This window comes from Roseateles sp. L2-2 (assembly GCF_050613215.1).
Taxonomy (GTDB): domain Bacteria; phylum Pseudomonadota; class Gammaproteobacteria; order Burkholderiales; family Burkholderiaceae_C; genus Roseateles; species Roseateles noduli.
On the sequence record NZ_CP192509.1, the window covers coordinates 28,898 to 46,779 of the forward strand.

At 63.6% G+C, this 17,882-nt stretch carries 20 protein-coding genes; 10 read left to right on the top strand and 10 right to left on the bottom strand.

What is annotated here, in order from left to right:
* The first annotated feature begins 451 nt into the window (after positions 1-451).
* Together ACQZ13_RS00125 and ACQZ13_RS00130 are read left to right on the top strand one after the other, a co-directional pair.
* Entirely contained in the window at positions 452-904 is a 453-nt protein-coding gene (locus ACQZ13_RS00125; RefSeq protein WP_088405808.1) for an Hsp20/alpha crystallin family protein, read from the top strand.
* A gap of 27 nt (positions 905-931) precedes the next feature.
* Complete coding sequence (locus tag ACQZ13_RS00130; protein WP_431049274.1) at positions 932-1,360, top strand: Hsp20/alpha crystallin family protein; 429 nt, start codon at positions 932-934, stop codon at positions 1,358-1,360.
* Between the two features lie 149 nt (positions 1,361-1,509).
* Here ACQZ13_RS00130 and ACQZ13_RS00135 read toward each other — a convergent pair whose 3' ends face one another.
* Positions 1,510-1,695, bottom strand: a complete 186-nt coding sequence (locus ACQZ13_RS00135; protein ID WP_431049275.1) for a hypothetical protein — start codon at positions 1,693-1,695, stop codon at positions 1,510-1,512.
* A gap of 143 nt (positions 1,696-1,838) precedes the next feature.
* Here ACQZ13_RS00135 and ACQZ13_RS00140 point away from each other — a divergent pair, with 143 nt between their 5' ends.
* The 3 genes from ACQZ13_RS00140 to ACQZ13_RS00150 are packed head-to-tail and all read left to right on the top strand — an operon-like array spanning position 1,839 to position 2,596.
* Entirely contained in the window at positions 1,839-2,069 is a 231-nt protein-coding gene (locus tag ACQZ13_RS00140; RefSeq protein ID WP_431049276.1) for a hypothetical protein, read from the top strand.
* Complete coding sequence (locus tag ACQZ13_RS00145) at positions 2,057-2,308, top strand: hypothetical protein (protein WP_431049277.1); 252 nt, start codon at positions 2,057-2,059, stop codon at positions 2,306-2,308. The genes ACQZ13_RS00140 and ACQZ13_RS00145 overlap by 13 nt, the downstream gene beginning before the upstream one ends.
* 33 nt (positions 2,309-2,341) lie before the next feature.
* Complete coding sequence (locus ACQZ13_RS00150; protein WP_431049278.1) at positions 2,342-2,596, top strand: hypothetical protein; 255 nt, start codon at positions 2,342-2,344, stop codon at positions 2,594-2,596.
* 50 nt (positions 2,597-2,646) lie between these two features.
* Here the strand turns inward: ACQZ13_RS00150 and ACQZ13_RS00155 are convergent, their stop codons facing one another.
* Together ACQZ13_RS00155 and ACQZ13_RS00160 are read right to left on the bottom strand one after the other, a co-directional pair.
* Complete coding sequence (locus tag ACQZ13_RS00155; RefSeq protein ID WP_431049279.1) at positions 2,647-4,230, bottom strand: ATP-binding protein; 1,584 nt, start codon at positions 4,228-4,230, stop codon at positions 2,647-2,649.
* The gene (locus ACQZ13_RS00160; protein ID WP_431049280.1) at positions 4,227-5,735 is read right to left on the bottom strand and encodes an ATPase domain-containing protein; all 1,509 of its coding nucleotides are present in this window, start codon (positions 5,733-5,735) and stop codon (positions 4,227-4,229) included. The genes ACQZ13_RS00155 and ACQZ13_RS00160 overlap by 4 nt, the downstream gene beginning before the upstream one ends.
* Before the next feature lie 237 nt (positions 5,736-5,972).
* On the opposite strand from ACQZ13_RS00160, the gene ACQZ13_RS00165 reads away from it, so the two are divergent.
* Positions 5,973-6,236 carry a hypothetical protein gene (locus ACQZ13_RS00165; RefSeq protein ID WP_431049281.1) on the top strand — a complete coding sequence of 88 codons (264 nt, stop codon included), beginning with the start codon at positions 5,973-5,975 and terminating at the stop codon, positions 6,234-6,236.
* Positions 6,237-6,266: 30 nt separating this feature from the next.
* Here ACQZ13_RS00165 and ACQZ13_RS00170 read toward each other — a convergent pair whose 3' ends face one another.
* From ACQZ13_RS00170 to ACQZ13_RS00185, 4 genes are all read right to left on the bottom strand, one after another.
* Positions 6,267-6,491 carry a hypothetical protein gene (locus ACQZ13_RS00170; protein WP_431049282.1) on the bottom strand — a complete coding sequence of 75 codons (225 nt, stop codon included), beginning with the start codon at positions 6,489-6,491 and terminating at the stop codon, positions 6,267-6,269.
* Positions 6,492-6,592: 101 nt separating this feature from the next.
* The gene (locus tag ACQZ13_RS00175; protein WP_431049283.1) at positions 6,593-7,399 is read right to left on the bottom strand and encodes an SDR family NAD(P)-dependent oxidoreductase; all 807 of its coding nucleotides are present in this window, start codon (positions 7,397-7,399) and stop codon (positions 6,593-6,595) included.
* Between the two features lie 43 nt (positions 7,400-7,442).
* The gene (locus tag ACQZ13_RS00180) at positions 7,443-8,618 is read right to left on the bottom strand and encodes a zinc-dependent alcohol dehydrogenase (protein WP_431049284.1); all 1,176 of its coding nucleotides are present in this window, start codon (positions 8,616-8,618) and stop codon (positions 7,443-7,445) included.
* Positions 8,619-9,312: 694 nt separating this feature from the next.
* Positions 9,313-9,771: a DUF421 domain-containing protein gene (locus ACQZ13_RS00185; protein ID WP_431049285.1), complete on the bottom strand. Its 459-nt coding sequence runs from the start codon at positions 9,769-9,771 to the stop codon at positions 9,313-9,315.
* Between the two features lie 204 nt (positions 9,772-9,975).
* On the opposite strand from ACQZ13_RS00185, the gene ACQZ13_RS00190 reads away from it, so the two are divergent.
* Entirely contained in the window at positions 9,976-12,408 is a 2,433-nt protein-coding gene (locus ACQZ13_RS00190; protein ID WP_431049286.1) for a catalase, read from the top strand.
* A gap of 352 nt (positions 12,409-12,760) precedes the next feature.
* Here ACQZ13_RS00190 and ACQZ13_RS00195 read toward each other — a convergent pair whose 3' ends face one another.
* Entirely contained in the window at positions 12,761-13,351 is a 591-nt protein-coding gene (locus ACQZ13_RS00195) for a pyridoxamine 5'-phosphate oxidase family protein (RefSeq protein ID WP_431049287.1), read from the bottom strand.
* Between the two features lie 113 nt (positions 13,352-13,464).
* Between ACQZ13_RS00195 and ACQZ13_RS00200 the strand changes: the two genes are divergently transcribed.
* From ACQZ13_RS00200 to ACQZ13_RS00210, 3 genes are all read left to right on the top strand, one after another.
* Positions 13,465-13,692: a DUF3606 domain-containing protein gene (locus tag ACQZ13_RS00200; RefSeq protein ID WP_088405818.1), complete on the top strand. Its 228-nt coding sequence runs from the start codon at positions 13,465-13,467 to the stop codon at positions 13,690-13,692.
* A gap of 486 nt (positions 13,693-14,178) precedes the next feature.
* Entirely contained in the window at positions 14,179-14,715 is a 537-nt protein-coding gene (locus ACQZ13_RS00205; RefSeq protein WP_431049288.1) for a tetratricopeptide repeat protein, read from the top strand.
* Positions 14,716-14,762: 47 nt separating this feature from the next.
* Positions 14,763-15,302: a hemerythrin domain-containing protein gene (locus ACQZ13_RS00210; RefSeq protein ID WP_431049289.1), complete on the top strand. Its 540-nt coding sequence runs from the start codon at positions 14,763-14,765 to the stop codon at positions 15,300-15,302.
* Between the two features lie 92 nt (positions 15,303-15,394).
* On the opposite strand, the gene ACQZ13_RS00215 is transcribed toward ACQZ13_RS00210, so the two are convergent.
* Together ACQZ13_RS00215 and ACQZ13_RS00220 are read right to left on the bottom strand one after the other, a co-directional pair.
* Entirely contained in the window at positions 15,395-15,817 is a 423-nt protein-coding gene (locus tag ACQZ13_RS00215; protein ID WP_431049290.1) for a response regulator, read from the bottom strand.
* 111 nt (positions 15,818-15,928) lie between these two features.
* On the bottom strand, positions 15,929-17,734 hold the full coding sequence (locus tag ACQZ13_RS00220; protein WP_431049291.1) for an ATP-binding protein: 1,806 nt from the start codon (positions 17,732-17,734) through the stop codon (positions 15,929-15,931).
* Between the last annotated feature and the right edge of the window lie 148 nt (positions 17,735-17,882).

Below are 17,882 nucleotides of genomic sequence, written 5' to 3' on the forward strand. Positions count from 1 at the left end.
TCCCTGATCTTCAACCCCTTGAAGCGGCGCGTCCGAGTTCCTAAATCCGAATCGATTCGCCACAACTCGATTCGGACGAGGAACTGGATCATGGCCACACCGCAACACGACCTTGACCACGCTTCAGACGAGCGTTCCCCGCGACGGCCTCGTCTCCCGATGAGCCAGTCGCAGCTCCAGGCCTACCTGCTCGCACGCGAGACGCTGCGACGGCTCAAGGGCGGCCAGCGCCCCTGCTTCGCGCGCGACCCCGCCTCACCACGAGACGACGCGGGGCCGCCACCTCGAGCGCGCTGATCGGTCACGCCAAGCCGAGCGATCACCACCCGCCCTCCGACAAGCCATAGACGGTCGGATGGCGAGCGGGCGGCTGAATCTGCGTCGCACGATTTCAACGATCGACGCGTCCCTGCGTCGACATCTTTCATCGACCACGGAAAGGAGGTCTCTCATGTTCGATTCGGCATCCCCTCGTTCCCACGGCCTACTGGAGCAGCTCGCCCAGTTGCAGCAGGCGCTCTCCCGCTCGCTGACGTCGGAAGCATTTCCTGACGGCATCCGGGCCGCCGCCGCTGGCAGCTTTCCGCCCATCAATGTCGGGCGGACCGAGCGTTCCGTCGAGGTCTATGCGTTTGCGCCAGGCCTAGAGGCGCAAACCATCGATGTGACGGTCGAGCGCGGAGTGTTGAGGATATCTGGCGAACGGCGACCGACCCAGCGCGGCAGCGCCGAGGCGACGCAGGTCTACGCTGCCGAGCGCTGGTATGGCCGGTTCAGCCGAGCAGTGACCCTGCCGGACGACGCCGACACCGCCAACGTCGAGGCCAGCTACCGCGACGGCGTGCTGCGCGTGAGCATCGGCCTGCGCGAGGCCGCCCGTCCGCAACGCATCAACGTGCAATGACCCTGTGAACACCTGAAAGGAGCTGTCATGTCGCAACAGAACGAATTGACCCGCGCGTCGGGCGCCAAAGATGCAGTCGCAGCGAACGAGAGCGGCGCGCCGCGCCGCCACGCCCCGGACGCGCGCAGCGTGGCTCAGCCCTCCGTCGAGATCCTCGAGGATGCGGCCGGCATCACGTTACTGGCGGACATGCCTGGCGTTCCGCGCGAGAAATTAGACGTCCGACTTGACGGAGAAACGCTGGTGATCGAAGGCGAGGTCGCCGTCGAGAGCCCGGACGGCCTGCGCGGACTTTGGGCGGAGTTCAACGCGCCACGCTACCGCCGTGCCTTCGCACTAGGGCGGGAACTGGATGCCGGGCGGATCGAGGCTGGCATCAAGGATGGCGTGCTGACGCTGAGGATTCCAAAGCAAGCACATGCGCAGCCGCGACGGATCGCCGTCTCCACCAGCTAAGCGCGCTGCGGTGCGTCGCTCCCATGCAATCGAGGAGGCGCCGCAGCGCGATATTTTCCCCGCCGCGAAGCGGTAGGTGTGCAACCGCAGCAAGTGTCTGGAAAGTGGGCCCGCATCGACGTCATCGGTCGATCGGGCCTTTCGGGCCTTCAGATGAAACGGGCGCTGTTCGGCTCGATTGTGTCGAGCTTGCTCTCCGCCTTCGGCTGGCTGCTCGCCATCCCCAGACGTTTGCTGCGATCTCGCTGCTCATAGGCCTCGCGCCTGAAGTTGTCGGTACGACGCTCCATTGCAGATGCTGGAACGGCAGCCCCCTTCCGCTGATCGGCAGACATGATGACTCCGGTGATAGATGTAAGCAGCTGTTGGCAAACCGGCTGCCTGCGCTCTGCCCCGCGACGCTTACGGGAAATGACCTAACCGATTCACCAGCCGGCATGCGCTTTGCCAAAGCGACGAACAACCCACGTCGCCCCAGATGCCTGCGCTGCACTTGAAGTACCTCGGAGGCGTCACGCTCGCGCTCTACGACCGCGTCGTTCTGCTCGACCCAAAGGCGGACACCAGCAAATGCCTGTTCGAGCGGAAGGATCGATCGGATAGGCCAAGCCTCGTCGTCATCGTTCAGGACGTTGACGACGTCATGCTCGCTGCCTACGTGAAGCTTGAACTCGACCCTTTGAATGGGGAGCCCGGGTGGAAGATCTGACGACGACCCCAGTGACCTCGACAGGCGCCCTGACAGAGGAACAGCTGCAGGTGCTGGGTGCACTGCCGTTTGATCCCAGTCGCGCCAATCCCAAGGCCCTCGCGCTGCTGGCGGAGCTACAAAGACGCGCGCTCGTCGACATCGATCGTGAAAGTCAGGCGCTCATTCTGGGTGCCTCTGGTCGGCGCGCGCTCGTCTTGGCCCTTCACGCTCGTCGGACGCTGATATGCAAGATCTGATGCAAACTTCGCTCCATGCCAAGAGGGAGCGTCATGCCGGTAGAGCGTGTGGTGGGCGAGATGGAGTTGCGCCGTACTGATGTCGAAGGTGTCGGCGAGATCCGACTGGCCTCGACGACCTGCCCGGGCGGCAAGCTCATCGCCGACTTGGTTTCCATCAGAACGCCGTCAGGTGGTTTCGCGACCGCGGGGAGCGTCGCGCTGATCGTGATGGTTGACGACGTGAACGACAGGTTCACACGCCTGCGCGTGCTGCGGACGTTGGGAATCGACTGCGAAGACGATTGAGGGAGGACCGGATCGCCCACTGTTGTGGTCGGCGAGCAGAACCCGACCTTTCAGGTTGGGTCGGTGTCCAGTACGGCAGCGGACAGCCAGGCCAACAATGCCGGAACCGCGACCGGCTTCGCGAGATGCCCGTCGAACCCGGCATCGGCTGCCCGCTTGCGATCCTCGGCGGAGCCATAGCCAGTCAGTGCGAGCATGAGTGCCGGTCGGTGGGCGCCTTGCGCGGCCCGTGCAACGTCATAGCCGCTGAGCCCAGGAAGCCCGATATCGCAAATGAGCACTTGCGGACGCTTCAATCGCAGCGTCTCAAGGGCAGCCGGCCCGTTGTGAACGACCGCCACCCGGTGGCCGTGTCCTTCGAGAATCATTCGCAGCGAGTCGGCGGCGTCGACGTTGTCTTCTGCCAATAGTACGTCGCGCGACGCCGGCGCGGTCTTCGGCGAGGTGTCCACGTCGATGATTTCTTCGGCCTGACTCTCGCGCAGGGAGGGCAAGCTCACAGTGAACGTGCTGCCCTGCTCGGGGCCCGCGGAGTACATCGACACCTCGCCGCCATGGAGGGAGACGAGGCCCTTGACAAGGGCCAGACCGAGTCCGAGGCCTCCGCGCGAGCGCTCCAGCGAACGGTCTGCCTGCACGAAGGCGTCGAAGAGTTGGTCCTGCAGGTGCGGCTCGATCCCGTCGCCCTCGTCCTTAACGATCAACTGGACACGATCGCCCTCGCAACTCAAGCTCACGTTGACCTGATCACCGGTCGACGAGAACTTGATCGCGTTGTCCACGAGGTTGTCTATCACCTGGCGCAACCGCGTGCCATCCCCTTCTACCCAAGCTTCGCAGTCGCACCGGCAGTCGAGAAGGACGCCGCTGCCTTGCGCGGCGATCGAGTGGGCCGCCAGCGTATCGCGCGCCAGGGCGCACAGATTCACTGGCGCGCGCGTGAGCTGGACAAGCCCGCGCGTCAAGCGGGACACGTCGAGCAACTGGTCGATGATCCGACCCATGTGACCAACCTGCCGATCGACCAGGCGGGCGAGCGTCGACTGGCGCTCAGGCGGCAGCTCATCCAGCTGCAGCAGATGGGCGGCATAACGGATCGGCGTCAGGGGATTTCGCAGCTCGTGCGCCAACATGGCCAGGAACTGGTCCTTGCGCTCCGCCTGCTCGCGTTGTTGCCGCAGCAGGTCGCGCACCTGCCACTGCCGCCGTCGTGCGCGCAGCGCCGCGGACACCGCCGAGCGCAGCGCGTCCGGCGACATCGGCCGATGCAGCATTGCGACATTGCCTAGCTCCGCCACCGCGCTGAGAGGGAGATGCTCAGCGGATGCGCTGGCCACGATAATGACCGGCAGGTCCGACCACGGCGGCTGGGCCCGGATGCTCGCTGTCAGGTGACGACGGAGCGAAGGGGTCAACATTTCCTCCGCCACGAGCACCGATCCGGTCTCCAGGGACAGGCACTGCATCAACGAAGCTTCGTTCGCGCAGTATTCGCTGCACACGCCGGCATCGTTCAGAAGCTTGCGTGTGAGCGAGGCATCGCGAGGCGCCGCAAGGATAAGGACATCCGCACACAGGGCATCCGCCGCGGCGATGGGCGGCAGCGTCTCGGCCAGCATCTGGACTTCGCTCATGTCGCACGCGTCTCGTCGCCCTTGGCCACCGGCATACCCGACAGCAAGGCGTGATAACCGCGCAGCGGTTCCTGCACGTGGAGCCCCGGCAGTCCGATACGGAACTCGCGGATCGTCGATTCGTGTCCGCCCACGCGCCGCTTGATCACGGACAAGGCGCGCCGGATCTCGCCGTCGTCCTCGAAGTAGCGCAGCAGCATTGCGGCATCGGTCAGGTAGGTGACGTCCAGGGGCGACCCGCTGGGCTCGCCCACGAAGCCTTGCTGGTTCAGTGTCAACAGCGTGGCTACATCCCGGTTGGAGAGATAGGTCAACAGTTCGTGCATGTGCATGGCGAGATGCTTCTCGTCAGGCATCGCGGTCAGGTAGCCGTTCAGCGAGTCGATAACGACCATCGTGACGCCGTCCTCCTCCACCGCGCGCCGGATGAGGTGCGCAAATTCACCGGGGGAAAATTCGGCCGGGTCGATCTGACGCAACGTGATGTTCCCTGAGTCCACGCGAGCCCGGGTACACATTCCCAACGCATCCGCACGCGAGAGAAACACTCGGCGGGTCTCGTCGAACAGGTATACGGCAGCTCGACCGCCGCGCTCGGCGAGGGCATTCATGAATTGCATGCACAGCGTGCTCTTGCCGATGCCAGACGGTCCAGTGACCAACAGGCTGCTGCCGCGGTCCAGGCCGCCGAGCAGCATGCCGTCCAGCACCTCACTGCCACTGGTCAGTGTGGTGCCCCGACCCACGCTCTCCGACTCGGCGTCATGCTCGTTGGCGACCAGCCGCGGATAGACGACCACTCCCCCCATGTGGATGGCCGTGTCATGGAAGCCCTCCTGCATGGCCACGCCACGCATCTTGTGCACCCGCAGGCGCCGGCGTTGCTTTCCGTAGTCCGGTGCATGCTGGTACAGGCTGATGATGCCGTGCACGACACCTTCGCCGGCTTCATCGTTGTTGCCATGCAGCCCGGCCTCCTGGATGAGCAGCACTGTGGCGCCCATAGCGGAGAAGTGCTCGCGGAGCCGCAGGAGCTGGCGCCTGAACCGAAGCGGATCCCGTGCGAGCAGACGCACGTCGGAGAAGGGGTCAAACACTACGCGGCTCGGGCGAAGTTCCTCGGTGACCCGGAAGATTCTGGCGACGACGTCGTTCAGTTCGACATCACTGGGCGAGAAGAAGGAGTAATCGCCTTCAGCTTCTCCTGTGTCAACTTCTGCCAGATTGACGATATCCACACCGGTCAGGTCCCACCGGTGGGACCGGGCCGTGGCCATCAGTTGAGATTCGGTCTCCGCCAGGGTGCACCACAGGACTCGCTCACCAGACCGCACGCCTTCCAGCAAAAACTGAAGCCCCAATGTTGTCTTTCCGGCACCGGCTGGGCCTTCAAGCAGGTAGATATGGCCGGCCGGCAATCCGCCGCGTAGCACGTCGTCGAGACCAGAGCACCCGGTAGAGATTTTTTCTTCTATCGAGGACGTCGAGTAAATCGGCTTGACCATAGCTTGCATCTAAGTGATGCGCCACATTGGCAAGAAAAGCACCTGCCGCTGGCGAAAGACGTACCCGCCGACTACGACGCGGCCTACTCCGACGCAAGCCCGGCTACTCGTCTTACATCATCTGGAGAGTCCGGCGTGCTCTCCAGCTTTCCGCCGCTCGTGCGCCGCCGCGCTGACCCTGCAGACTTCCACGAGCCGGGGCGAAGAGATAGAGTTCATCAAGGATGAAGTTGGGACATGCTGGCTTCAGTGCACATTCAGTTCCAGCATCGCCCTGAAGAAGAAACTTCAACGGGAGTGGCGATGGAAAACACTTGGACCCCAGACTTTGATGCAAAGCCTTTGCCGTCGGGGAAGTTCGCTCCGCTCGTAAGGCTCTCGCGATCTGCGGGCGACGGCCCGCGAGAATCTAGTCTGACCTACGAAGGCGAATACCCGACGAAAGAGGCCGCCATCAACGCTGCGCGGCAGCACTACGGTGGACAGCGCCCTGAACGCTGAACCGGCGCGGTCTACGCCAAGCGCTGCACGTCACTTCAATCGTTTGAAGCGCACGCGATCAACGTACGTTTCGCCAGAAGTAGATTGCGAATGCTGCGATAGCACTTCGACAAGACCCTGTTCGGCAAGCTCATCCAGACGCTCAAGCTCACGTGAGAACCGCTCCATCGTCTCGATGACATCTCGATGGGCCTCAAACGAAAATTCCTCTTCGACCCCTACCTTGGCCATCTTGTAAATGTGATCAATGAGCATGGCGGCTCCAGGTACTGCTGGTGGGAACTCTAGAGGGCACGATCGGCAAGCTTTGAAAGAAGCGCGGCCGTACCCACTTTGGGCGAAATCACAACTGCTAGCTATCCGCGATCGCGCGGGGCACCCCCGCCAGGCTCAGCGGTCTTCCGATGCTGTTCGGCCAGCACCTCCGCCGGCGTGATGTTGGCCAGCAGTGCCTGGACCTTGTTTTTCCAGCCCGCCACCACGGCACTCTCGCCCTCCTCCATGGCCTCATAGCCAGTCTTCGCGACCTCGGCCGCCGGCTGCTTCTTTCCGCTGCCTACCTTGGTGTCAGTGAGGTCCGCCCGGCGGAAGAACTCCGTGTCCGTCGGGCCCGGCATCAACACGGTCACGGAAACCTCCGTGTCCTTGAGTTCGTTGCGCAGTGCATACGCGAATGAATCGATGAACGCCTTCGTGCCGTTGTAGACGGCCTGGAATGTGCCGGGCATCAACCCCGCGATCGAACCGGTGATCAGGATCTTGCCGGCGTTGCGATCGCGCATGTCCCGGCCAATGCGCTGGATCAGGTCCAGCGTCCCGGTGACGTTGGTGTCGATGACATGTCGCACGGCCTTGAAGTCCTGGTCTAGGAACGCGTGACCGAGACCGTGGCCGGCATTGGCCAGTAGGGCGTCCACCGGTCTGCCGCCAAGTTCCGCCATCAACGCATCCACGCCGGTCATGAGGGACAGGTCGGCCTGCAAGGTCCGGACGTGCGCTCCCTCGGCCCGGCAAGCGGCGGCCGTGTCGTCTTGAGGACGGTCGGCCGCGATCAACAAGTCGTACCCGTGACGGGCGCATTCGAGGGCCAACTCGCGACCAATGCCACTCGACGCACCGGTGACGACGGCCAGCGGCCGTGCGGAAGCAGGATTCGAACTCATGGCGACTCCTTGACCATCCCTCGGCCGGGACGGATGAACGGATTCACAGATCGAAGGGCGTGAGCACGACCTTGCGGCAGTCCTCTTCCTTCTTGTTGAAGATCTCGTAGCCCCGTGCGGCCTCGGTAAGCGGCAGACGGTGACTGACAATGACTTCAGGCTTGAGTTCGCCGTTTTCGATGTGCCTGAGGAGCTCCGGCATGAAGCGCTGTGCATGCGTCTGTCCGCTTGCAAAGCTGAGGCCCTTTTCGAAGGCATCGCCGAACAGGAAGCCGTGGATGAAGCCGGCATAGACACCCGGCACGCTCACGATGCCACCGCGACGTGTGGCAGCGATCGCCCACCGCAGCGAGGTGCCGCTGGAGCCCTCCAGCTTCAGTGTCGACAGCACGGTCTCCACGGTGCTGCCCTTGGCTTCGAACCCCACCGCGTCGATCGAGGCATCGACGCCGCGATGGTCAGTCTGCTCGATGATCAGTTGCGCCGGATCGTCGACCTGATCGAAGTCGATCGGCAGCACGCCGTACGTTTCCTTCGCGAAGGCCAGCCGATATGGGTGGTGGTCGATCATGAAGATCTTCTCCGCGCCCAGCAGCCGGGCGCTTGCGGCGGCCATCATGCCGACCGGCCCGGCACCAAAGATGGCTACGGTGGATCCTGCGGTGATCTGGGCGTTCAGCGCTGCTTGATAGCCGGTCGGAAGGATGTCCGAGAGGAAGAGCACCTGCTCGTCGCTCAGTCGCGTGTCCGGAATCACCAGCGGACCGACGTTGGCCTTGGGCACGCGCACGTACTGCGCTTGGCCACCCGGATAGCCGCCGTACAGATGGCTGTAACCGAACAGGCCGGCGCCGGAGCGGACGTCCTTCTTGTTCAGGATGGCGCCACGCCCCGGATTGGTCGTCTCGCAGGCGGCGAAGAGCTTGCGGCCGCAAAAGAAGCAGTCGCCGCAGGAGATGGTGAAAGGAACCACGACCCGGTCGCCACGCTTCAAATGGGTGACGCCCCGGCCGACGTCCTCGACGACTCCCATGAACTCGTGGCCGAGGATGTCCCCGGACTTCATGTCCGGGATCTTGCCGCGATAGATGTGGAGATCGGATCCGCAGATGGCCGTCGCGGTCACGCGAAGAAGGATGTCATCGTCGGCCGCCAGTACGGGATCTGGAACGGTCTCGACGCGAACATCTTTGGCACCGTGGTAGGTCAGGGCGAGCATGTTGGAACCCTCCGTGAGCGACGTCGCAGAAGCGCGCAGCCGCATGAAACGGATGCGGCAAGCGCGGCGCCCGGCGCGTCAGCATCGCGATGAGATCGACCGGCTCGAGGTCGCGACTCACCGGAAGAAGAAGTTGGAACGATGGTTGCCTGCATGTGCCCAAGGCTCCCTTCGTGAGCCGCAACCTGGAGCACTTGATGTCCCTTCGTTTCCTCGCCATTGCAGGCGGCGTCGCGTTCTTGACGACGCATCTGGTCAAGTCCATGCGCGACAAGCAACAGCCGACAACACCCTCTGGGTCAGCCAAGTCCGCAGAAGGGTCGCCGTCCCCGAATGTGGCATCCTCGGACTTGCCCACGTTCCCGACGTCTACAACCGCCGCGAAGTCCATGGCTGGGTCGACCTCCCCTACGGCAGTTGCCTCCTCAACTTCGAACTCTTCACCGTTGCACGACCGCACCGCGCAGTCGCAAGGCGTACCGGTCGGCGTAGCGGGTGGCCCCTCGTCGCCCACAACATTGAAGACCGAGCGGGGACAAAACAACGAAACAGGCAACGGGCAGGAACGGTCAATGTCGAGCCCGTCCGGCGAGTTGAGTAAGGTCTCGGACCAAAATTCGTTCGTACGGCCTGAACAGACGCGGAGCGTCTTAGGTCCGCAATGAGCTGCGCTGAACTGCGCTGAGCAGAAGCGTCAGCGTCTGACGATGCTGATGCTTCCATCGGTTTCCAGGATCGCAAGCTTCATGTCGCGGAGCCGGCAGTCCGCCTCGCGCAGAGCCTTTTCGACGTCTGCTGTTCCGAGGCGGTGCCGGCGCAGGACGTCCGGGAACCAGACGCCGTCTCGACCGATCAGCATCGGGGAACCTTCCAATAGGCGCTCCAAGCGCTTGCTGCGGGAGCTGATGAATCCAACCAGTCCGTTCATGGCGATCAACGTGGCGGCGAGGATCCAAGCCCCCGTTACCGAGTCGTCTCCACCACTAAGCCCGTTGCTGACAGCCTCGCTGAGCAGCATCACGACGAGTAGGTCGAAGGGCGTGAACTGACCAACAGTCCGCTTACCGGAGAGCCGCACCATCAGGAAGAGCGCGAAGTAGATGAAAGCCGCCCGAGCGAGCAACTCCCACCACGAAACATGTAGGTCGAACATGTCTCGTGTGAGCAAGAGCTATACCCAACCGACGTGATGAGCATTGCATTGGAGTGCGCGCTGCGAAAACCTGTGCGCGCCAGTGCCCGCCATTGAACGGGCCAATGGGGGCCATAGCGACATTTGTTGGCCAGATGCAGCGAACAGGAACGTTCCCTGCTGAAGAAGCTCTCGTTGTTCTTCCTACCATCAATGAGGACGTCCATGGCCAAGAAGCCCAGTGCCCCCGCCGCATCCGCCAAGCCCGAACGCCCAGGCGCGACGACCGCCGCGAAAGCGGCCGCGCGCAATACTGACAGCGGGCCCGCCACTGGCGCGTCCGACAGCGCCGGCGACGCGGCGCTGCAGAAGATGGTGGAGACCGAAGCCGCCGCCCGCGCGTTCGCGTTCAACGCCAACAAGGCCAGCGAGCACGGAGCGGACAACGGCGTGAAGCCGCCCGTCGGTGCGACTACCGAGTTCCCGTCGCGATTGCCGACGGCCAGCACACTGTCGGAGTCTCAGACCAGCAAAAAGACAGGCACACAGGCGCCTGAAGGCGGCAACGCCACGATTGCACCGCTGGACCGAGTGCGCGTCGATTCGTCCGGCCAGCCGCTGACGACGAACCAGGGTGTTCGCATCGCTGACAACCAGAACTCGCTGAAGGCCGGCACCCGCGGGCCGGTGCTGCTGGAGGACTTCATCCTCCGCGACAAGCTCACCCACTTCGACCACGAGCGGATCCCCGAGCGCATCGTGCATGCGCGCGGATCTGCCGCGCACGGCTACTTCGAGGCTTACGAGGATCTTCAGGACCTGACCAAGGCCGCGCCGTTCAAGGAAGCTGGCAAGCGCACGCCAGTCTTCGTCCGCTTCTCTACGGTGCAGGGCGAACGTGGCAGCAAAGACACGGCGCGCGACGTGCGCGGATTTGCCGTCAAGTTCTACACCGACGAAGGAAACTGGGATCTGGTCGGCAACAACATCCCGGTGTTCTTCATCCAGGACGCGATGAAGTTCCCCGACCTTGTGCACGCGGTCAAGCCGGAACCGCATCACGCGATGCCGCAGGCGGCCAGCGCGCACGACACCTTCTGGGATTTCGTCTCGCTGATGCCCGAATCCACGCACATGCTGATGTGGGTGATGAGCGACCGCGCGATCCCGCGCTCGTACGCGACGATGCAGGGCTTCGGTGTGCACACCTACCGCATGGTCAACGAGGCCGGTGAGTCGGTGTTCGTGAAGTTCCACTGGTCGCCGAAGGCTGGCACCCATTCGCTGGTGTGGGACGAGGCAGTGAAAATCTCCGGCGCCGATCCGGACTTCCATCGTCGCGACCTGTGGGAGCGCATCGAGGGCGGTGCCTATCCGGAGTACGAACTCGGCCTGCAGGTCTTCACCGAGGAAGAAGCCGCGAAGTTCAGCTTCGACATCCTCGACGCGACCAAGCTCATCCCCGAGGAGCTGGTGCCGGTACGCCCGGTCGGTCGCATGATGCTGAACCGCAACCCGGACAACTTCTTCGCGGAGACTGAGCAGGTCGCGTTCTGCACGGCGAACATCATCCCGGGGCTCGATTTCTCCAACGATCCGCTGCTGGCCGGGCGCATCCACTCCTACGTGGACACGCAGATCAGCCGGCTCGGCGGGCCGAACTTCCACGAGATCCCGATCAACTCGCCGATCGCGCCGGTGCACAACAACCAGCGCGACGGCATGCACCGGCAGGCGATCAACCGGGGACGCGTGTCCTATGAGCCCAACTCGCTGGGCGGCGGCTGTCCGTTCCAGGCCGGCGCGGCACAGGGCTTCACGTCGGTGGCGGCGAGGCTGCAGGCGCGCGAGGACCAGGCCAAGGTGCGCGCCAAGCCGGAGCTCTTCGCCGAGCACTACAACCAGGCCCGGCTGTTCTTCGAGAGCCAGACGCCGGCCGAGCAGGCGCACATCGCCGCGGCTTTCCGCTTCGAACTGAGCAAGGTCACGGTGCCGGCCATCCGCGAGCGGATGCTGGCCTCGCTGCGCAATGCGTCGGAGGAGCTGGCTCAGAAGGTGGCCGATGGGCTGAACATGCCGCTGCCCGAGCCGATGCCGCTGGCCATCGATCAGGCGCCCGAACCGGAGGTGCGCCGCTCCCCGGCGCTATCCCTGATGGCGCGGCCGGGCGACGGGTCGATCATGGGCCGCAAGGTCGTGATCCTCGTCGCTGACGGGGTGCAGGGGCAGCCCGTGTCCGAGGTGCACGCCGCACTGTTCGCGCAAGGCGCCGTGCCGCGCTACGCCGCGCCGCGCATCGGGCCGGTGGCGACTGCCGACGGTGTCGAGATCCAGGCCGACATCTCGCTCGAGAACGAACCGGGCTTCCTGTTCGACGCGCTGGTCGTGCCGGACGGCGACGCAGCCATCGACGGCCTGCAGCAGGACGCGCATGTCTTCGAGTTCATCCGCGACCAGTTCCGGCACTGCAAGCCCATCCTGGCGCTTGGACAGGGGGTTCGGCTGCTCGAGGCCGCCGGCCTCGGCCCGGCCATCGATCCTGACCCGGCGCCCGGCATCTTTATCGCTGGCTCCGCCGCCGACGGTGCGAATGCGCTAATCGAGGGGCTTGGAACGCACCGCCACTTCGAGCGAGAGACCGATCCGCCCAAAGTCTGAGCCACTTGCCCTCCCGCCGAATACAGCGGGAGGGCAAGCGAGACGATGCCGCTTGGAGGCATCTGCCGATCCGCCAGGCGGACGAGACGGACTAGCGACGGAGCCAGGTCCAGAACAGAACGGCGAAAAGTGTGGCCACGACGATCGTGGCGGGAGTCTCAAAGCCGTTCAACGTACAGAGCCCAGCAGCTATCGCCGCCATCGCTGCAGAAATCAGTGCTCGGACGGCCGGTGTGACGTGACGCATGTTGTCCTCCGAACTCATGCTGGCACTGCTCATGCACATTTGTCCGTCAGTGCGGCGACGAGCGATGAAAGCCGACATCTTTCGCCCGCCGCATGTCGGCGGTGATCAGAAGCGGAGCTCGCCTTCGATCGAGTCGTCCAATGTCTTCCCGATCGCCGCTCCGATCGCCATCTTCGCTCCCGCGACGATGTCGCCATGCTTGTTGTCCCAGTAGTACCCCGACATCGGCTCCACGGCTATTGTCGTGATGCGAGCATCGTCCTTGCCTTCGGTGAACCAGGTTTTCATCAGCGGGCTCCAGAGTTCATCGATCTTGGCTTGGTCGCGCGATACCGACGCGCGTCCGTGCACGGTGACGAAGCCCGAGTGCTCAGAGCCCTGGAAGAAGAGCCAGACCAGCGGGTTGTGAGCGATCTCGACGTTCTTGTGGCTGTCCGAGGCACTCATGAACCACAGCCTGCCTGCGTCGTCTACTTGCAGGACACCCATCGGTCGGGTCGCGTGAGATCCAGGGGTGCTGACTCCCGTGCAGAAAAAGCAAGTCTGGTTCTTCTTTACGGCGTCTCGAATGTGTTGGATGGCATCGGGGCCGCTCAGGTCCGCGCGGTTGACCTCGGGCTGCTGACGATTGATCGAGTCCATGATGTGATCCGGAGTTGGGTCCAGTGCAATGGCAAGGCGCATTCCGTTCTTCATGCGCGATTGGAAGGCATGTCTGGCGCCGCGGGCCAAGTTCGTGGAGGCCGGGATCCTGGGATGCCCTGTAGGTCTATGGCCGCTATCGGCGGCCGGAACGATAAGGAACCGCCATGTCCGACGAAGCTAGTTTTGCCAGTCCCTCCAAGTCCTCCGCCAGCAACACGATTGATATTTCGGACGAAGCCAAGGTGCAGGACTGGGCACGCAAGCTCGATGTCTCTGCTGCCCAGATTCGAGAGGCAGTGGGGCAAGTCGGCAGCAACCCGAGCGATGTGGAAGAGCATCTGAAGGGGACTCGCTCGACGACGAACGCCGAGCAGGTCAAGAAGGCCATCTGAGCCGCGGAGCGCGTGGATGACAGAGACCTATCCGGTGACACCCGATGGCCGGTACTTCGTTGTCAGGGGGCGTCTCTGGCGCCGGTCCAATCCCGCGCTACCTCCGGAGCAGGCGCAGTCACTGGTGAAAGATCTCATGGACGCCCGGCGGCGCCTGGCGAGGAGTGACTTGGCCGTGGAAGATCGCGCGGCGACGCGCGAACGGGTGGACGTGGCTAAGCGCTCGCTGGGAGAGCGCGGTGCCGTCTGGTGGCACGACGGCGCGCCAGATTTCAACCGGCATATGGTCCGGAACACACCCTACGCAGGCTGGTACGAATCGCTAGCTCAGGCGAGCTAACGCTAACGCACGATGTGAACTGGCTTGCTCATTGGCGCAGCGCCGCCTCCTACAAAAGGAGACGGTGCGCTCTGGCTGCAAGAGCATGAGGCAAGAAATATCTTGCGTGTCAGTCGACTTAGTGAGCGCTCCACAGGACCGATTTCATGCAAGTTCTGGACAGTATCCTGACCACCCCGACAGTCGCGCTGCCGCCATTCCCCACGCCCGACGTTGACCCGGTGGAAACAGGACTAGACGCTGGTCGTGATGCGTTGGACGCGATAGCAGGCCTAACAGCGGCCACAGAGCTGGGCGATGAGGGGCGCGCCGAAGCTGTCTATGGGGCAGCGATTGCCGGCGATCCCGACTCGGTCCTCGCCTACGGAGGACTAATCAAGCTGCTATGCCGCCAACGGCGTGAAGGCGCAGCCTTGGATCTGATCAACGCTGCACTGGATCGTTGCGACGAGAGCGCGCAGCTGCACTACCTGCGCGGCTACGCGCTGGAGTCGGCAGGGCGCTGGGCCGCAGCCATGGAGGCCTTCGGGAGAGCGCTCAGCCTGGACAGGACCTTTGCGGAGCCTCACTACCGACTTGGCCTCCTGTGCGAACGCCTTGGTGACCCGGTGACCGCCGCGCGTCACCTCAAGCGTTATCAGCGATTGCTTGTTGCACGAGGCACCAACCCCCTCCTGTGCTGACCTTCGATTTTGAAGTTCCCTCAACCCAGCCAACGCTAGGAGCAGTCATGCCAGCAACCACCTCCCGCTCTACTTCACGCGCAGCCCCCCGCGCCGCCGCCGCCCGCAAGTCTCCGGCGAAAGTCGGTAGCAAGCGCTCGCAAGACGCCGTGGCGCTGCTTCGCGCGGACCACAAGAAGGTCGCCGACCTGTTCGAGCAATTCGAGAAGTCACGGTCGCCCGCGAAGAAGAAGCAACTCGTCGCAGAGATCTGCCTGGAACTGACCGTCCACGCTCAGGTGGAGGAAGAAATCTTCTACCCCGAAGTCCAGGCCGCGCTGCGGGACAAGGAGTTGGTTCCCGAGGCCAAGGTTGAACATCAGAGCATCAAGGACCTCATCGCTGCGGTCGAAGGCGTCGAGCCCTATGGCGAGGATTACGATGCAAAGGTCAAGGTGATGGGCGAGTGGGTCAAGCACCATGTGAAAGAGGAACAAAACGAGATGTTCCCGAAGGCGAAGAAGTCGAAGTTGGACTTGATCGAACTCGGGGAACGCATCCAGCAGCGCAAGGATGAGCTGCTGGGCACCGCAGCCCGGGCGCACTGAGCACCGCAGGTCACCGGCGGGACAGTCGTCGCGCCGGCGGCCTCCTCCTCAGACTCGATCGGATCGCATCCACTCAGTGATTGCGCGCTACGTCAGTGGAAGTGTTGCGGCGGCGATCCGCGGCCGGACTCCCGCAGCGCCGCTCGAGCCAACTCCGTCAGCTGCCGGCTGCCAACCGGTTTTGTGACGAAGACGTCGAACCCCAAGCATGAGGCGAGCACTGGATCGAGGTCGGCCTCGCTGCCTGTCAGTGCTACGAGGTATGACCGATCGCCAAGCTCGGTACCCCGGATAGACGCGGCCGTCTCGAAGCCGTCCATGCCAGGCATATTGAGATCAAGGATGATCAGCTGAGGCCGAATCAGTTCGACCAGCAGCACGGCTTCGTGTCCGTCGTAGGTTGCCGTTGCGTCGAATCCCAGCGATTGGAGCAAGATCACCAGGGTGTCGGCAGCGTCGACGTTGTCGTCTACGACGAGGATGCGCGTGTTTGGATCGACGTTTGGGATGGACATGCCGAGATCTGGCAACGGCCGTGCCGGACAGCGGGTCCGGCCCGTATGGCGGAATGTCGAAGCGGTCGCTGCGACGATCGCGTTGCGTTCAACCGGCAATTCAGCGCGCTTCTATGAGAGCGCCTCGATGAGTGAGGTCAGGTCGTAGGGTTTGCGCAGCACAGTGAACCCTTCCTCACGGGCACGCTCGGCGATGTCGCTGTAGCCAGTCACGAGGATGCTGCGGATCCCGGGGTATTGCGCCTTCACCTGCCGCACCAGGTCGACGCCGTTCATCCTCCCTGGCATCACGATGTCCGTGACAAGGAAGTCGGCTGCAAACCCCGCCGCCAGTAGCGCAATCGCGGCCTCGGCGTCATCGACAACGCGGACCGCCAACCCTTCGGCGGAGAGGAGTTGATTGGAGGCATCGCGGACGTCCGGGTTGTCTTCCACCAGCAGCACTACCTTGCCTTCCATGGCAACCTGCCCTGCCTGACGTTCTGTCTCCTGCAACTCAGCTGCGTGAGTGGCCGGAAACGTCATGGTGACACTGCTCCCCCGTCCGAGTTCGCTGTTCACTTGGACTGCGCCACCACTACCCGTGACGAACGCCTGAACTTGAGCAAGCCCCAAGCCGGTGCCGTTGCCTCGAGTCTTGGTGGTGAAAAACGGCTCAAAGATCTTCTCTAGGATCTCGGGCTTGATTCCCTCGCCTTCGTCGGCAACCTCGATGGATATGGCTTGAGCAGCCTGCTCGCTCGAAGCCAATCGAGCGTTGATTCGGATGCGCCCGCCGCGTGGCATCGAGTCACTGGCGTTGGTCGCCAGGTTGGTGACGGCGATTTCAAGTTCGAGCGGATCCAGGGCAACCGTAGGCAGGTCATCGGCGATGCTGATCGTCAGATGGCACTGCGTACCGATCAGGGAGCGGAGCGCGTCCTCCATCTCCCTCAGAACCGGCCCGACCTGGAGCGCGCGCGGCTGGTTGCGGCGCCGACCGGAAAGCAAGGTGAGTTGGCGGGTCAGCGCTTCACCCTTTTTGACGCTGCGACGCATCACCTGCACATCGGCGTCGATGCTATCGCCAGCGCGCTTGCGGATGATGGCCAGTCGCCCAGTCAGCACCTGGAGGATGTTGTTCAGGTCGTGGGCCAGGCTCGCGCCCAGGCGGCCTACTGCGTCGAGCTTCTGGGCACGGGCCAGTTGCGCTTCGGCAGCTTCTCGCTTCTGTACCTGCGCCTGCAACTGCTCGGTTCGATGCTGTAGCGTCAGGTATGCCTCCGTCAGTCGCTTCTGCACGGCACGGAAATGCACCGCGATCACGCCAAGGACCACCGTGTTCGCGAGTAATCCTTCAATGCGAGCCATGTACCAGGCGAGCGAGTATCGGTGCCCGCTATGGGTGCTGAGCCAGACTCCCGCCCCTTCGGCGATGAGCACGAAGGCCAGCCAGAGGTAAACGGCTCGCCGGAACAGGCCGCGGCGCCAGATGAGAAAGACCGCGACGGCTGCGGCGACTACGCTGATGTAGGCACCGAGCCTGCTCACTGGGCCGAAGAGAAGACGCCCCCCATCGGGCCTCACCGCGCCAAGATCGGTGGCCTGCGAGGCGACAGCGAGCAGCACGGTGGCCAGGATGGCAGCCAGCAAGGGCCAAGCGCCGGGCCTCCGGTCGGCCGGCCGCGGCGTCGCGGTCTCCTTCAGGATGGCCCAGATGACGAAAAACCCAAATCCGGCGCGCCATCCCACAAATAGCCAGCTGACCGCGTGCGGCGAACCGAGCACGGGACCGTCTGCGAGGACGGCACCCGGAAAGGTCAGCACGTGCAAGATCGCCATCAGCGCCGCGAAGAGGTAGGCGGATGCCACGATGACGTGAGATCGGTGGGGGCGCGGTGTCGAAATGAGCAACCAGAACGTGGCCAGATCGATCATCGCAGTCGCTGCGCCATACATGCCGCTGATGTGCGCCAACGGCGGCAATGGCATCGACGCCCAAGGCGCCATCACGACGACAGAGCTCAGGATGAGCGCACATAGGAAGAGCACAACCCGGCGCTGGGTTGAACTCGCATCCTCCTGC

What these genes read in the sequence shown, in the direction of transcription:
- ACQZ13_RS00125 (WP_088405808.1), top strand. Translation starts at nt 452, where the DNA reads ATGTTCGATTCGGCATCCCCTCGTTCCCACGGCCTACTGGAGCAGCTC.
- ACQZ13_RS00130 (WP_431049274.1), top strand. Translation starts at nt 932, where the DNA reads ATGTCGCAACAGAACGAATTGACCCGCGCGTCGGGCGCCAAAGATGCA.
- ACQZ13_RS00135 (WP_431049275.1), bottom strand. Translation starts at nt 1,695, where the DNA reads ATGTCTGCCGATCAGCGGAAGGGGGCTGCCGTTCCAGCATCTGCAATG.
- ACQZ13_RS00140 (WP_431049276.1), top strand. Translation starts at nt 1,839, where the DNA reads ATGCCTGCGCTGCACTTGAAGTACCTCGGAGGCGTCACGCTCGCGCTC.
- ACQZ13_RS00150 (WP_431049278.1), top strand. Translation starts at nt 2,342, where the DNA reads ATGCCGGTAGAGCGTGTGGTGGGCGAGATGGAGTTGCGCCGTACTGAT.
- ACQZ13_RS00155 (WP_431049279.1), bottom strand. Translation starts at nt 4,230, where the DNA reads ATGAGCGAAGTCCAGATGCTGGCCGAGACGCTGCCGCCCATCGCCGCG.
- ACQZ13_RS00160 (WP_431049280.1), bottom strand. Translation starts at nt 5,735, where the DNA reads ATGGTCAAGCCGATTTACTCGACGTCCTCGATAGAAGAAAAAATCTCT.
- ACQZ13_RS00165 (WP_431049281.1), top strand. Translation starts at nt 5,973, where the DNA reads ATGCTGGCTTCAGTGCACATTCAGTTCCAGCATCGCCCTGAAGAAGAA.
- ACQZ13_RS00170 (WP_431049282.1), bottom strand. Translation starts at nt 6,491, where the DNA reads ATGCTCATTGATCACATTTACAAGATGGCCAAGGTAGGGGTCGAAGAG.
- ACQZ13_RS00175 (WP_431049283.1), bottom strand. Translation starts at nt 7,399, where the DNA reads ATGAGTTCGAATCCTGCTTCCGCACGGCCGCTGGCCGTCGTCACCGGT.
- ACQZ13_RS00180 (WP_431049284.1), bottom strand. Translation starts at nt 8,618, where the DNA reads ATGCTCGCCCTGACCTACCACGGTGCCAAAGATGTTCGCGTCGAGACC.
- ACQZ13_RS00185 (WP_431049285.1), bottom strand. Translation starts at nt 9,771, where the DNA reads ATGTTCGACCTACATGTTTCGTGGTGGGAGTTGCTCGCTCGGGCGGCT.
- ACQZ13_RS00190 (WP_431049286.1), top strand. Translation starts at nt 9,976, where the DNA reads ATGGCCAAGAAGCCCAGTGCCCCCGCCGCATCCGCCAAGCCCGAACGC.
- ACQZ13_RS00195 (WP_431049287.1), bottom strand. Translation starts at nt 13,351, where the DNA reads ATGAAGAACGGAATGCGCCTTGCCATTGCACTGGACCCAACTCCGGAT.
- ACQZ13_RS00200 (WP_088405818.1), top strand. Translation starts at nt 13,465, where the DNA reads ATGTCCGACGAAGCTAGTTTTGCCAGTCCCTCCAAGTCCTCCGCCAGC.
- ACQZ13_RS00205 (WP_431049288.1), top strand. Translation starts at nt 14,179, where the DNA reads ATGCAAGTTCTGGACAGTATCCTGACCACCCCGACAGTCGCGCTGCCG.
- ACQZ13_RS00210 (WP_431049289.1), top strand. Translation starts at nt 14,763, where the DNA reads ATGCCAGCAACCACCTCCCGCTCTACTTCACGCGCAGCCCCCCGCGCC.
- ACQZ13_RS00215 (WP_431049290.1), bottom strand. Translation starts at nt 15,817, where the DNA reads ATGTCCATCCCAAACGTCGATCCAAACACGCGCATCCTCGTCGTAGAC.
- ACQZ13_RS00220 (WP_431049291.1), bottom strand. Translation starts at nt 17,734, where the DNA reads ATGATCGATCTGGCCACGTTCTGGTTGCTCATTTCGACACCGCGCCCC.